We start from the raw sequence: 13,073 nt of genomic DNA on the forward strand, positions 1-13,073 counted from the left end.
GCAAGTGTCCAAAGGTCGCCTACGACGGTTCGTTAATGCAAGCCGCCTTCTGCTCACGGGAGGCCGTTCGCGCTTTAGGGGAGTGTCTGCGCGTAGCCCGCGATGTCCTTCATCTCGTCGAGCGTAATCTCGTCGTAGTAGGCTTCCATGTTGCGGTCTTCGTCGCCGAAGTTCATCTGGTACCAGAACGTGGGCATGTCCTCGCGTGCGCGCTGCCCTATGTAGATGGGCCTGCCGGAAGGGTTCACGTTTACGCGCATGCCGTCTTCGCCGTGGCAGGGCCTGCAGTTCTGGTAAAAGAGTTTTGCGCCGCGCTTGAGGTTCGCTCCCTTTATCTTGCCGTTCTTGTCGAGCAGCTTGTACACGAGGTAGGCCATGCGCTTGTCCTCGCGGGTGAGCGTGTCTCCCGGCGAACCGGGCTCCGGCGCGTTTACTGCCTGCGTGGCATCTTTAGCGGCGTCTTGTGCCTGCGATTTTGTCGGCGTGGCGTCTTGCGTAGGGCGCGCTACCGGCGCGACTCCCGGGGTATCCCCGGCAGTAACCGCAGCCGCCCCGTAGAGGGCGGCGAGGGTCCCCGCGATAAACGTCACCTTGCGCATCTGCATGCTGAGAATATAAAAAACACGCGGTCCGCGCAGTTTGTATCCTTGCAAAGTGCGGTTCGTATCCTTGCAAAGTGCGGCTCGTAAACCCGCGAGCCTGCTTGCCCGTAAAAGAACTTTCTACTTTATCCCGTATGAATACAAATATGTTCTTGTCGGTCGCCTTCGTGCTCGCCGCCACCGTATATGGAGGTGCTTCCATGCCCATCGATAAAGAGTCCCTCGCCCTGAACGGCCGCTGGTCCGTGCAGGATTCCTGCCTGTGTGCAAGCGCCCCTGCGGTATCGATTTCCTTCAACGCCAAGACGACGGAGGTCACGTTCGACATAGAGGGCGAGGCGCGTTTCCTTTTCGAGATAGACGGCAAGCCGCAGAAGTATGTCACGGTTACCGACCGCAAGAAGCAGAAGTTTTCCACCCCGAAGGATGGCAAGCCGCATACCTACCGCCTTGTCAAGGTGAGCGAGTCCAACCCGGGCAAGTTCTGCATTCACGGTATCGACCTCGGGAAGAAGGGCTCCTTTGCCGAGAAGCCGAAGGCGTCTAGCCGCCGCATCGAGTTTATCGGGGATTCCTTCACGGTCGGGTACGGCGTGGAAGGCAAGGGTCCGGAAGACGGCACTCCCTTCGAGAAGACGAACGCTTCGAAGAGCTATGCCTTTATCCTGTCCGAAAGCCTCAGGGCGGATTACCATGTGAATGCCGTGAGCGGTCGCGGGCTCGTGCGCAACTACGCGAACATCGTCCCGGAATGGACGCTTGAAACTTTGTACGATTACACGATGATGGGCGTGCCCGAGCAGGACGCGAATACCGAGCGCTGGGATTTCGAGAGGTTCCATCCGCAGGTCGTGGTCGTGTTCGTGGGTATAAACGACTTCCAGGGCGAGCCCCCGTATGCGGACGTGGGCAAGTTCAAGCAGGCGTACGTGAAACTCCTGGATAGGCTCCGTGCGCTCCACCCCGGCGTGAAGTTCCTGCTCGTCGCGACGAAGACGTGGCCGAACGATGACCTGGGCGGCGTGGTCGAGGGTATCTACAATGACCAGGTCGCGGCGGGGAAGACCGACATTCTGTATAAGTTTGTTTACACTGAGAACACCGCCCTGCACGGGCATCCGAGCGAAAACTCGCAGAAGGAACTCGCGAACACGCTGCGCCCCCTCGTTGCACGCCTGGGTGGGTGGCTTTCTCGCTAAAGTCTGTGCATTTTTTCACATAATATTTTATCTTTATTCCTAAGGGTTATAGGAAGGAAGAAATTTATGTCCAGGATTATGGAAAAGATATACGCTCTCTTCAGGATGAATATCCTGATCTTCGTGTTGCTGGCGGCAACGGTTATAGCCCTTTTTGCCTACCAGAACGGTCTCGACGATATCGTGTTCCTGAACCTTTCCGACTATCCCTACGTGATAGCCGAGACGGACAGTGCCGACGGTGGCTCCTCGGCGGTGGCGATTTCGCGCACGGATTCCTCCATCATCGTGGACTACGAACTGAAGGAAGGCTATGCCTACCCGTATGCGGGCGTGAAGATTCTGCTTGGCGACGGCAAGACCAAGGGCCGTGACTTCTCCAAGTTCGATAGCATCTTCGTGTGGGTCAAGCCCCGCGGCGAAGGTACGGTGCGTATCTACTTCCGCGGCTACGATGCGGATTTTTACCGAGAAGGCGACGAGGGCTCGCTCAAGTTCAACGAAGTCGAGTTCTTCCCGCTCGAAGAGACTTACCCGGCTGTGTTCGTGCCGCAGGAATTCCGCGTGGCCTCCTGGTGGGTCGCCCAGAACGAGATTAACGTGCACAAGGCGCGCGTAGACCTCTCGAACATCCCGCTCATTGAGATCCAAACGGGCACGAATGCTCCGCTCGGTTACGGCACGCTCGAAATCCGCGGGTTCTGCTTCAAGGGCAAGAAGATTTCGAAGGTGGACCTCGTGACCATCCTGGTGGCGCTCTGGTTCGTGACCTTCCTCATCATCCTCGTCATCCGCTTCTTTGACTACAACCGCGAACGCGCGGCCAACCGCAAGAAGCAGGAAGAACTCGAGAAGTACCTGGCCGCCCTCGAGATTGAGAAGAGCGAGTACGAGAAGTCCAGCCGTACCGACCCGCTCACGGGTTGCCTCAACCGCGCCGGCTTCGGTAGCGTGCTCTTGCGCGAACAGGAAAACCTGACCAAGAATGGCAGTCCGGTCTCGTTCGTGCTCCTGGACATCGACCATTTCAAGGAAGTGAACGACACTTACGGCCACAACGTGGGCGACGAGGTGCTCGTGAACCTCACCAAGCTTATCCAGGGCAAGATCCGCAACAGCGACAGCCTGGTGCGCTGGGGTGGCGAAGAATTCGTCATCTTGTGCGGCGAGACGCCCATCCAGAATGCGCAGTTCCTGGCCGAGAAGCTCCGCGTGGCTATCGAGAACACGCAGCTCATTAGCCAGCAGCGCATTACCTGCTCGTTCGGCATTTCCGAGATGATTGCGGGCGAAGACCCGAAGCGCCTGTTCGAACGTGCGGACAAGGCCCTGTACGCCTCGAAGGAAGGCGGCCGCAACCGCGTGACGAGTGCGACCTACCGGCGCCAGGCCCGCTAGCCTATGCCCCGCATAGCGACATTCCCGTTAGTCCTTGCGCTTGCCGCCCTGTTGCTCGCTTCGTGCGCGCACAAGGAGCCGGAGGTGGATTTCAAGCCCATCCAGCTCAACTGGCATGCCCTTTCGGAGGCCGCGGAGGCCCACCCCGAGAAGGATGCCTGCGTGATATCCGTCACATCGCTCCTGATGCGCGAGAAGGCCGTCCGGGAGTCGAAGTTCGAGTCCCTCGACTACGATGTCGTGTTCGATATCAAGGGCGAAAACCTCGAATTTAAGGGAATTTGCGCGAATTCCGGGGCGGAAGTTGCCACCGAGTGCAGGTTTACTGCCGTTTGCTCCGGTGCCGAAAAAGTCGTTGTAAATTTTCACAACGGAGACTAGTCGCGGCTACTACCTTTCGGGCCGCGATAGTTTTATTTTTAAGGTATTGGCAGACATTGCCTTACCTATTGTATTGTGGGATGTAACGACAAGGATAATTCTGTGAAACCGATTTTCGAATATACAGACTACCGTGAATGGATCCGCGACGCGTTTGATGACTTCAAACAGCGCAAGACCGTTATATCCTGGCGCTACATGGCAATGAAGCTCGGGGCCGACCCGGGCAACCTCCTCCGCGTATCGCAGGGGAAGATCCACCTGACACTCTCGCTCGTGAAGCCGATGGCCGAGTTCTTCGAGCTCGACGAGAAGGAGACTGCCTACTGGACGGAACTCGTGTGTTTTGGGCGCGCGAAGACCGATGCGGAGGCCTTGAACCATTACGAGAAGATGCAGATTCTGAAGGGAATCCCCCTGAAGAGGCTCGCGAAGAAGGAGCTCGAGTTCTACCGTCACTGGTACTGCAATTCTATCCGCTCGATTATCGGCATTTGCCGGTTCAAGGACGACTACGAGGGGCTTGCGGAGTGCTGTACGCCCCCGATTACGGTGGAAGAGGCCAAGAGCGCCGTAAAACTTTTGTATGATTTAAACATGATCTCGAAGGATAGGGACGGCTACTGGAAGGTGAACGACACCTTCGTGAGCACCGGTGGAAACTGGCGCTCCGAGGCCGTGCGTACGTTCCAGAAGGAAACTATCCGCCTCGCGGGCGAATCGCTCGAGCGCCACGCGCCGCCGCTGCGCGACATCAGCACGGTGACCATGACGTTCAACATGGACGATATTGCGCTCATCCGCGAAAAGATCAAGGAATTCCGTAGCGAACTGTTGCGCCTGTCGCAGGAAGGCGATGGCGACGATACGGTGTTCCAGCTGAATGTGCAGTTGTTCCCGATAGGGTTTGCGAAGAAATTGCAGGAGAAGGAAAAATGAAAAAGTTGCTTCTTCTAGTACCGGTTGCGCTTGCTACTTGGTTCTGCTCTTCTGCAACTGACGATATTGCGAAGGGCCCTGGCAGCGAGACCACTAACGGACTTGCGCTCGTTGACGGCAAGCCCGCATCCTACGCGTCTGTCGCATTGCGTAAGGTGGACTTCAAGGCGGCCCAGGCCGTGGAAGAAAATGCGCTTGTCGTGGCCGATGCGTATGCCGACGAGAATGGCCTGTTTGACGTGAAGGTACCGGCCGATGGCAAGTACCGCCTGACCGTGGTTCACGATGGTGTCGCGTTCTCGAAGATTGTTTCTCGTAGCGACTTCGGCGAAAATGGCGCCGTGAACGATACCGTGAACCTGGTGGCGACAGCCCTGATGGCGGGTGTCGTGGATGTGCCCGAGGGCAGTTCCAACGTGTGGGTTGGCGTGCACGGTACCGACGTGCTCGTGAAGAGCGATTCAAATGGCTGGTTCGCACTTCCGTCGCTCCCGGCGAACGATTCTCTGCGCCTGTATTTCGTGGACGGCGACTACAAGGAATCCCTGGGTGAAGAATCCCTGTACCTGAAACCCCGCGAATCCGTGCTGAAGGACTACCGCGCCCCGAACCCTGACGAAGGGAAAATCGTGGTGCTCCAGAAGAATGGTTCCCCTGCCGCATACGCGACGGTCGCCCTCCGTGCTGCCGACGCGAAGGCCGAGAAGTTTGCAGTCCAGAATGCGATGGTGGATTCCGATGTCCGCACCGATGCGAACGGCAGGTTTACCATGGAATGGCCCGAGAAGGGGGAATACCGCCTGACGGTCGTTTCTGACGGGTTTGCGTTCTCGAAGGTGTTCGATGCGGAAGACCTGCCGGATCTCGATACCATATGGATTTCGGCGACCGCGTCTGTTTCGAGTAAAGTAACGCTCCGCACGGTGGATGAGTTCCTCTGGGTGGGTGTCTACGGGCTCGATGTGCTTGTGAAGACGAACGACGTGGGCGCCTACGTGCTTCCGAGCGTGCCTGCGGGCGATTCGCTCCCGATATACTTCGTGACTGCCGACAGCCTGAACAGCCTCTATGCGGAATGGAACACCGTGGCGGAATCCAACAGCACGCAGTTCCTGAACCCGGTGAAGGTGTTGCAGGATTTCGAGAATGGTGGCGAAGGCTGGTACCTGAATACGGATAGCCTCAAGAAGGGTACCGAAATCAAGCCTGCGAACAGCGTGAAGGAAGGAATCGTGTACGATTCGACCCGCAAGTCGAAGGTGTTCCACGGCACGTACAAGCTCGCCAACGACGATTACGCCTGGGCGCTTGTGGGTACCGCGTTTGAGCACAACATGAAGTTCTCCGAAATCGATTCCGTGGTGTTCTACGCGAAGGGCAACGGCAACATAAGGCTTTCGCTCGAGAACTACATCGACCAGAGCAAGAACCTGAAGGCCGCCACCGAATGGATCCCGCTTTCCAAGGACTGGCAGCGCATCAGCGTGAACCCGGCGGAACTCTGCGTGGGTGCCGCGACGACGGAATCTTGCTTCACCTCGTGGAGCGGAGTCAAGAGCTGGGTCAAGCAGTTCCACATCTTTGTGCAGGACGGCTCCGAGTTCTACATCGACGACGTGATCCTCTACGGCGCACTGTTCTAATACTCAATTGTCATTGCGGGCCTCGTAGAGGCGCGGCAACCGCGAACCTGTATTGTCATCCCCGCGCAGGCGGGGATCTTTTTTATAACCATTTCAAGCCCTTTACCATTGTTTTTATGCCATTTTTAGGCTGTCTTTTAGGAAAAATGTTCCACACTTAGCTCAGAAGAGCCAAAAAGGAGTATATTTAATTAAAGGAGGCCCTATGAAAAAGATAACACTCATTCTTGCATCATTCCCTCTACTGCTGTGCTGTGCCTGCTCTGACGATTCGTCGAATGGTGCGACTGCGGAGATGGAAAATAGTGACAAGGCTTCCGCCTTGTCTACCAAAAGAGGGGCAAATGATTCCCTTGATTCTGCGGTGTTTTATGGAATAGTTCCTGTCGATACGGCGAAAAAATGCAACCCTCCTGCATCGACAGAATTGACGGACGATTACAATTGTATTGAGCCGTTGTCAAAGACGGAATATATTTTTAGGACAGAAGCTACGCCTCTGTACACGCCCTCGGTGGGCGAGAAGGTTCTTGGCTATATTAGTGCCTTCTATGAAGAAAACGGAATCCAGTATTCAGGGCGTGACGGTACGGGCGCCTACGGCGTTTATTATCGCTTGTTAGAAAAGGATGCGCAAAGGTATGTGGTGTGGCTTTGGAGCAATACGATGTACCAGGCGGAAGAAGCGTGCGTAAAGGATTTGATGTTCTTCCAGGAAAAATGTTCGCAAAACGTGGGCGAATTTGCAGATTATATCAAGGATGATTGTGCCGCAAAAACCCTGTCGCTGTCGTGTGTGATGCCCACGAATTCTGAACTAGGCGATAAGGACGTTCTTGATTCTATTGCCGCTGATTTGGATTCTTTTGTGCTTGAAAATTGGTCCACTCCGGTCAAGTCAAGGTTTGATGGGGATGAGTCTGCCGAAAGTGCTAGTTCGGCGTCACCGTAAATTGAAAATAATCATCTTTTTCCCATTATTCAAAGGCCCGCCCTGTTGTTTGGCGGGCCTTTTTTAAGTATCTTTGGGCTATGGAAAATCTTGAAAAGGAATCTGCCGTCGCGCAGGAATATCTCGCACGCGTTGCGAAAGAAGCGGAAGCGAAGTTTGATGAGCATCTTCCGCCCGAAAATGAGACTCCGTGCCGTTTGCACGAGGCTATGCGCTATTCGATGTTTGCTGGCGGCAAGCGCCTGCGCCCCGCCCTGGTCAAGGCGACCTTCGACATGTTCGGTGGCAAGGGCGACAAGGTGTGGCTCGCGACATCTGCACTCGAGATGCTCCACACGTTCAGTCTTATCCACGACGACCTCCCTTGCATTGATAACGACGATTACCGCCGTGGCAAGCTTACGAACCACAAGAAGTTTGGCGAATCGACTGCCGTGATGGCGGGCGATGCCCTCTGCGTACTCGCCTTTGAACTGATGGGCCGTGCGGGCGATGCCCGTGCAATCGAGGTGCTGGCCCACCTGCTGGGTACCTACGGCATGATCGGTGGCGAGATGACCGATATCGAGTGCGAGGGCAAGACGGTTGACCTCGAGACGGTCGACTACATCCACTACCACAAGACGGCGGCCCTCATCGAGGCGGCTCTCCAGGTGGGCGCGATGCTCGCCGGTGCCGACGACAAGTCCATTACAGCCATCCGCAACTACGGGCGTTCCATCGGGCTTGCGTTCCAGATTGTGGACGACATCCTGGATATTGTCTCCACGACGGAGGAACTGGGCAAGGACGCCGGTTCCGATATCGAGAAGGGCAAGGCGACTTACCCCTCCATCGTCGGGCTCGAGAAATCCCGCGAACGCGCCCACGAACTCTACGAGGAATCGCTCAAGGCGCTTGAAGGCCTCGAGGGCGATACCTCCATCCTCCGCTCTATTGCCGCATTCATCATTACCCGGGTCAAGTAATGGAACTTAAGGACGTAAAGTCTCCCCAGGACATTAAGCACTGTTCCGTCGAGGAACTGAACTGCCTTGCGAAGCAGGTGCGCGATACGATTATCGGGCAGGTTTCCAAGCACGGCGGTCACCTGGCTTCGAGCCTGGGGGTGGTGGAACTCACGCTTGCGCTGCACTACGTGTTCAACGCTCCCGAAGACAAGATTGTCTGGGACGTGGGTCACCAGGCGTACGTGCACAAGCTATTGACGGGCCGTTACGACCGGTTCGAGACGCTCCGCCAGCAGGGCGGCATCTCGGGCTTTTTGAAGCGTAACGAGAGCGAGTACGACTGCTTTGGCGCGGGTCATGCGACTACGTCCATCTCTGCGGCTCTCGGCTTTGCAGTAGCGCGTAACCACTTTAACCGCAAGAACAACGTGGTGGCTGTCATCGGTGACGGTTCCATGACCGGCGGTATGGCTTTCGAGGCCCTGAACAACGCGGGCATCTCGAAGCAGAACATGACTATCATCCTGAACGACAACAGGATGAGCATCGCCCCGAACGTGGGCGGGTTCAGCAAGTACCTGAATCGCGTAATTTCGGACCCGGTCTACAACAAGATGCGTTCGGACCTGGACCGCCTGATGAAACGTGTGCCCGGTATTCTCGGTCGCCGTTTCCGCGACCTCTTCTTGCAGGTGGAATCTGCCGCGAAGAATGCGGTGAAGCCGGGCGCCTTCTTTGAGGACCTGGGCATCCGCTACTTCGGCCCCATCGACGGTCACGACATCAACGAGCTTATCATGATTCTCGAGCGAGTGAAGTCGCAGCCCGGCCCGTGCATTGTGCATGTGCTTACCGAGAAGGGCCGCGGTCTCGATGCCGCCGAGAAGAACCCGACCAAGTTCCACGGTACGGGGCCGTTCGACCCCGAGAGCGGGCTTCCGCTTTCTCCGGGCAGCCCGAACCCCTCGCTCACGAGCGTGTTCGGCAAGACGCTCCTGGAACTTGCGAAGAAGGACAACCGCATCATGGGCATTACTGCCGCGATGCCTACGGGCTGCGGCATGGACATTGTCGCGAAGGAACTGCCCGACCGCGTGATAGACGTGGGCATTGCGGAAGAGCATGCGGTGACGTTTGCCGCGGGCCTTGCCTGCGATGGCGTCGTGCCCGTGGTTGCAATCTACTCGAGCTTCATGCAGCGCGCCTACGACCAGATTATGCACGATATCGCGCTCCAGAACCTGCATGTGGTGCTGGTGCTCGACCGCGCTGGCCTTGTGGGTGCCGACGGCCCTACGCACCATGGTGCATACGACCTTTCGTTCCTGCGCACCGTGCCCGGGCTTACGCTCATGGCGCCCAGTAACGAGAACGAACTTAGGGATATGATAACTGCCTCCATCGACATGGAAGGCCCTGTCGCTATCCGCTATCCCCGCGGGACGGCTCTTGCCGAAACGCTCAATCCCCCTGCAGGCCCCTTCGACGCGAAACTCCCGAAGGTGCTTGAACAGGGCAAGGATATCCTGCTCCTCGGGGCAGGCTTCATGACACACGAACTCAAGAAGACTGCGAAGGTCCTTAAAGAAAACGGCTACAATCCCACGCTTGTGGATGCACGAATCATAAAGCCGCTCGATACGGAAACCTACCGCAGCCTGTTCGAAACCCACAAGGTCATTGTCACTCTGGAAGACAATACCCTTATCGGCGGATATGGTTCCGCCGTGATGGAACTCATGGCCGATCTCGGAATTACGGACAAGAAGTTGTTCCGCTTCGGGCTGCCGGACCGTTTTGTGGAACAGGGCGAAATCCAGAACCTGTACAAACTCTTGAAAATTGACGGTGAATCCGTCGCCAAGCAATTGATGGAAAGACTATGAGCGAAGAAAACAAGCGCACAGTGAGATCGACTCTTACCCGCAAGTTCGGGGTGAGCGAGAAGAAGGACGAACGCCGCCCGCGCAAGGACGACGGTGAAGGCAAGAAGTTCGGTGACCGTCCTACCTTTGGTGGCCGTAGCGATGGTGAACGCGCCGGGTTCCGTTCGGACCGCCCGCGTGGCCTGCGTGAAGACGGCAGCAAGCGCGAGGAATTTGGCAGGCGTGGCGAAGGCGATGGACGCTTTGACCGTGAACGCCGCCCGCGCCGCTTTGGCGACCGCCCCTTCGGCCGTCGCGAAGGTGGACGTTTCGGGGACCGTTTTGGCAAGCGTGGCGACCGCCCGTTCCGCAGTTTTGACGGTGCGGAGAACGCTCCGGTTTACCGCCAGCGCCCCGAGCAGAAAGAGGCCGTTGTTGACGAGAATATCGACGAGGCCGCACTCGAAGCCCGCGCCGCCCAGGCAGAAACAGCTCCGGAAAGCGCCGGCAACCCGCCCTGGTTCCGCAAGCTCCTCGCCATCACGACCGAGAAGGGCCGTGAACGCGAAGGCCGATTCCTGGGCGAAGGCGTGCACGTTGTAGACGAACTTGTCACCAAGCACAGGGAAATCGTCATTGCCATCTACGTGGCCGAGGACTTCGAGAACGAAGCCCTCATCGAGAAGATTAACGATGCCGACATTACCATCCACGTGCTGGAAGCCGACAAGATGAAGCAGATTTCCTCCACGGTCACAACGCAGGGAATCATTGCGCATTGCCGCATCGCGAACACGAAGCCCGTTTACGAGGCGAGCCGCAGCGTGATTACGCTCGTGGATGCAGTGCAGGATCCGGGTAACCTCGGTACGCTCTTCCGCACGAGCCTCGGGTTCGGTTCCGACGGCATGGTGCTTGGCCGCGGTACGGTGAGCCCGTTCAACCCGAAGGTGGTGCGCGGTTCCTCGGGAACGTTCCTGCGCGTGCCCTTCGAGTTCGATATCGACCTCATCGACCATATCAACTTCCTGCGCAGCAAGGGCTACACGATTATCGCGACCGATCTGCATGCAAAGCAGACGCTCCGCGATATTCCCGCACGCAAGCTCCGCAAGATGGCATTCCTCGTGGGTAACGAGGGCGCGGGCACCAACCCGTACTTCATCGAGATTGCCGACGAGACGGTGAAGATCCCGATGAGCAGCGAGCTCGAATCCCTCAACGTTTCCGTGGCTCACGGCATCCTCAGTTACGAGGCCGCCCAGATCCAGGAGGAACTCAAGTAATGGCGAATTTCCATACACGTCTCGAGCAGCGCATTGCGCAGTGCGGCAACCCGGTGTGCCTCGGCATGGACCCGGTGCTCAAGCTTATCGACCCGTGCTGCCCGCAGGGTAGTGCCGAAGAGAAAATCAAGCGCTTCTATTCCGAAATTCTGGAAGAGGCGCTCCGGCGTGGCGTTACGCCCGCGGTGGTGAAGCCGAACAGCGCTTACTACGAATGCGTGAGCGTGCAGGCGATGCTTGTGCTGCAGCAGTTGATTGCCGACTACAGGAGTGCGGGCATTCCCGTGGTTCTCGACGCGAAGCGCGGCGATATCGGCAAGTCTAGTGCGGCATACGCGAACGCGGCCTACGATGTGTATGGTGCAGACGCGGTTACGGTTTCGCCCTGGATGGGGTCCGATTCCGTTGGCCCGTTCATTCGCGAGAATTCCGAGAACGGTGCGTACGTGCTGCTCCGTACGAGCAACAAGGGTGCGCACGATTTCCAGGACATGACCGTTGTCCGTAGCGATGACCCGCGCGACAATGCGCAGGCGTTCTACTCCGTTGCCGACAAGATTATGGAATGGGACGGCAGTCTCGGTTACCTGGGTGCGGTCGTGGGCGCGACTCACCCCGAGGAACTCGAGCAGATTACCGCCTACACGGTCGCGAAGAAGCACGAAATTCCGTTCCTGATTCCGGGCGTGTCTATCCCCGGTGTCCCCGGTGGGCAGGGTGGCGATGCGAAGACGGTACTTACCGCAATCGCGAACGGTGGCGGCAAGCGCAAGTTCCACGTGCTCAACAGTTCCAGCGGTCTCAACTTTGCATGGCAGCGTAGCGGCAAGCCCGAAAACTTCGCGGTCGACTGCATCGATGCACTCGAAAAACTCGCTGAGGCCTGCAATTTTTAGAATGTGTAATGTGGAATGAGGGATGTGTAATGATTGATTTTCCATTTCACACTTCACATTTCACATTGTTTTATCTCTGAGTATTTATGCGGTTCCTTGTTCCCATAGTTCTTGCGGTTGCGCTTATTGCGGTGGCCTTCAATTTTGCGAAGCCGCTCCCCGATAAGTTTACCGAGGATTCCTTCTTGCCGAAGGCGTCTTCGGTGAAGTATCTCGCGGCCGGGAATGATGCCTCCTTTGCGGGGCTCCTGTGGATCAAGGGACTCACCTCGCTGGGCGAGAGCTTCCTTTCGGGCAAGGAGTACAACCACCTGAGCCATGTGGCGAACCTCTGCACCGAACTCGATAGCCTGTTCTACACGCCTTATTACTTTGTCGGTAGCATTACCCCGATAGATACGCAGGACACTACGGACTTTATCGTGATGCGCCGTGCCCTCAGGAATTTCCCGGACCACTGGCGCCTTGCCGTTGGGTTTGCGCTCCGCCTGTCGAAGGGGCCGTACCCCGACCCGCATGCCGCTGCCGACGTGATGCGCCCGTACTTCGACAGTCCCGATACGACGATCCCGCAGCACATTCGCCTGATGTACCGCACGTTCGAGCTTGACGCCGAACAGACGGAGACTGCGCTCGAGATGATCATGAACGACGTGATGCAGCCCCGCTTCAAAAAGTTCCGCGAAAGCTTCTACAACAAGACGTTCCGCGTGCTGGGCTACAGGGGCATTGGTTCCAAGGCGGGTTCCGATTCTACGGTGTACAACGACGTGAAGAACACCATCGATGCTTTTGCCGATGGCAAGGTTCATCCGCGCTATGCATTCGCGCACCTGCTCTCGCTGAAGAAGGTCGAGAAGAAGGAAGAGGAAACTGCCGCAGTAGAACCCGCCGCAGAAAATGCAAAAGAAAAACCCGTGGACGGTGCCACGGGTAATGCAGCGGAAACTCCTGCCAATTAA

The 13,073-nt window shown here is 57.1% G+C and carries 12 protein-coding genes; 11 read left to right on the top strand and 1 reads right to left on the bottom strand.

Going from position 1 to position 13,073, the window contains the following annotated elements:
• Nucleotides 1-74: 74 nt before the first annotated feature.
• Nucleotides 75-605 carry a c-type cytochrome gene (locus tag BUB22_RS05145; protein WP_073114196.1) on the bottom strand — a complete coding sequence of 177 codons (531 nt, stop codon included), beginning with the start codon at nucleotides 603-605 and terminating at the stop codon, nucleotides 75-77.
• Nucleotides 606-736: 131 nt separating this feature from the next.
• Here BUB22_RS05145 and BUB22_RS05150 point away from each other — a divergent pair, with 131 nt between their 5' ends.
• The 11 genes from BUB22_RS05150 (at nucleotide 737) to BUB22_RS05200 (ending at nucleotide 13,073) form a co-directional block, all read left to right on the top strand.
• On the top strand, nucleotides 737-1,801 hold the full coding sequence (locus BUB22_RS05150) for an SGNH/GDSL hydrolase family protein (RefSeq protein ID WP_083535399.1): 1,065 nt from the start codon (nucleotides 737-739) through the stop codon (nucleotides 1,799-1,801).
• A gap of 66 nt (nucleotides 1,802-1,867) precedes the next feature.
• A complete protein-coding gene (locus tag BUB22_RS05155; RefSeq protein WP_072807746.1) occupies nucleotides 1,868-3,199 on the top strand; it encodes a GGDEF domain-containing protein in 1,332 nt (443 codons plus the stop codon).
• A 3-nt stretch (nucleotides 3,200-3,202) separates the two neighbouring features.
• Nucleotides 3,203-3,580, top strand: a complete 378-nt coding sequence (locus BUB22_RS05160) for a hypothetical protein (protein ID WP_072807747.1) — start codon at nucleotides 3,203-3,205, stop codon at nucleotides 3,578-3,580.
• A 102-nt stretch (nucleotides 3,581-3,682) separates the two neighbouring features.
• Nucleotides 3,683-4,519 (top strand): TIGR02147 family protein, encoded by an 837-nt coding sequence (locus BUB22_RS05165; RefSeq protein ID WP_072807748.1) that lies wholly within the window; start codon nucleotides 3,683-3,685, stop codon nucleotides 4,517-4,519.
• The gene (locus tag BUB22_RS05170; RefSeq protein WP_073114198.1) at nucleotides 4,516-6,162 is read left to right on the top strand and encodes a carboxypeptidase-like regulatory domain-containing protein; all 1,647 of its coding nucleotides are present in this window, start codon (nucleotides 4,516-4,518) and stop codon (nucleotides 6,160-6,162) included. The genes BUB22_RS05165 and BUB22_RS05170 overlap by 4 nt, the downstream gene beginning before the upstream one ends.
• A gap of 205 nt (nucleotides 6,163-6,367) precedes the next feature.
• Complete coding sequence (locus tag BUB22_RS05175; protein WP_073114199.1) at nucleotides 6,368-7,114, top strand: hypothetical protein; 747 nt, start codon at nucleotides 6,368-6,370, stop codon at nucleotides 7,112-7,114.
• Nucleotides 7,115-7,194: 80 nt separating this feature from the next.
• Complete coding sequence (locus tag BUB22_RS05180) at nucleotides 7,195-8,082, top strand: polyprenyl synthetase family protein (RefSeq protein WP_073114200.1); 888 nt, start codon at nucleotides 7,195-7,197, stop codon at nucleotides 8,080-8,082.
• A complete protein-coding gene (gene dxs / locus BUB22_RS05185) occupies nucleotides 8,082-9,950 on the top strand; it encodes a 1-deoxy-D-xylulose-5-phosphate synthase (RefSeq protein ID WP_073114201.1) in 1,869 nt (622 codons plus the stop codon). Before BUB22_RS05180 ends, dxs begins: the two co-directional genes overlap by 1 nt.
• On the top strand, nucleotides 9,947-11,215 hold the full coding sequence (locus tag BUB22_RS05190; RefSeq protein WP_073114202.1) for a TrmH family RNA methyltransferase: 1,269 nt from the start codon (nucleotides 9,947-9,949) through the stop codon (nucleotides 11,213-11,215). The genes dxs and BUB22_RS05190 overlap by 4 nt, the downstream gene beginning before the upstream one ends.
• The gene (gene pyrF, locus BUB22_RS05195; protein ID WP_072807754.1) at nucleotides 11,215-12,111 is read left to right on the top strand and encodes an orotidine-5'-phosphate decarboxylase; all 897 of its coding nucleotides are present in this window, start codon (nucleotides 11,215-11,217) and stop codon (nucleotides 12,109-12,111) included. The genes BUB22_RS05190 and pyrF overlap by 1 nt, the downstream gene beginning before the upstream one ends.
• A gap of 86 nt (nucleotides 12,112-12,197) precedes the next feature.
• The gene (locus BUB22_RS05200) at nucleotides 12,198-13,073 is read left to right on the top strand and encodes a hypothetical protein (protein WP_073114203.1); all 876 of its coding nucleotides are present in this window, start codon (nucleotides 12,198-12,200) and stop codon (nucleotides 13,071-13,073) included.

The organism is Fibrobacter sp. UWCM (genome assembly GCF_900129735.1).
Taxonomy (GTDB): domain Bacteria; phylum Fibrobacterota; class Fibrobacteria; order Fibrobacterales; family Fibrobacteraceae; genus Fibrobacter.

Excerpts from the sequence above, each read along its gene's own strand:
- dxs (WP_073114201.1), top strand. The coding sequence starts at position 8,082 with ATGGAACTTAAGGACGTAAAGTCTCCCCAGGACATTAAGCACTGTTCC.
- BUB22_RS05180 (WP_073114200.1), top strand. The coding sequence starts at position 7,195 with ATGGAAAATCTTGAAAAGGAATCTGCCGTCGCGCAGGAATATCTCGCA.
- BUB22_RS05170 (WP_073114198.1), top strand. The coding sequence starts at position 4,516 with ATGAAAAAGTTGCTTCTTCTAGTACCGGTTGCGCTTGCTACTTGGTTC.
- BUB22_RS05145 (WP_073114196.1), bottom strand. The coding sequence starts at position 605 with ATGCAGATGCGCAAGGTGACGTTTATCGCGGGGACCCTCGCCGCCCTC.
- BUB22_RS05200 (WP_073114203.1), top strand. The coding sequence starts at position 12,198 with ATGCGGTTCCTTGTTCCCATAGTTCTTGCGGTTGCGCTTATTGCGGTG.
- pyrF (WP_072807754.1), top strand. The coding sequence starts at position 11,215 with ATGGCGAATTTCCATACACGTCTCGAGCAGCGCATTGCGCAGTGCGGC.
- BUB22_RS05155 (WP_072807746.1), top strand. The coding sequence starts at position 1,868 with ATGTCCAGGATTATGGAAAAGATATACGCTCTCTTCAGGATGAATATC.
- BUB22_RS05150 (WP_083535399.1), top strand. The coding sequence starts at position 737 with ATGAATACAAATATGTTCTTGTCGGTCGCCTTCGTGCTCGCCGCCACC.
- BUB22_RS05190 (WP_073114202.1), top strand. The coding sequence starts at position 9,947 with ATGAGCGAAGAAAACAAGCGCACAGTGAGATCGACTCTTACCCGCAAG.
- BUB22_RS05160 (WP_072807747.1), top strand. The coding sequence starts at position 3,203 with ATGCCCCGCATAGCGACATTCCCGTTAGTCCTTGCGCTTGCCGCCCTG.
- BUB22_RS05175 (WP_073114199.1), top strand. The coding sequence starts at position 6,368 with ATGAAAAAGATAACACTCATTCTTGCATCATTCCCTCTACTGCTGTGC.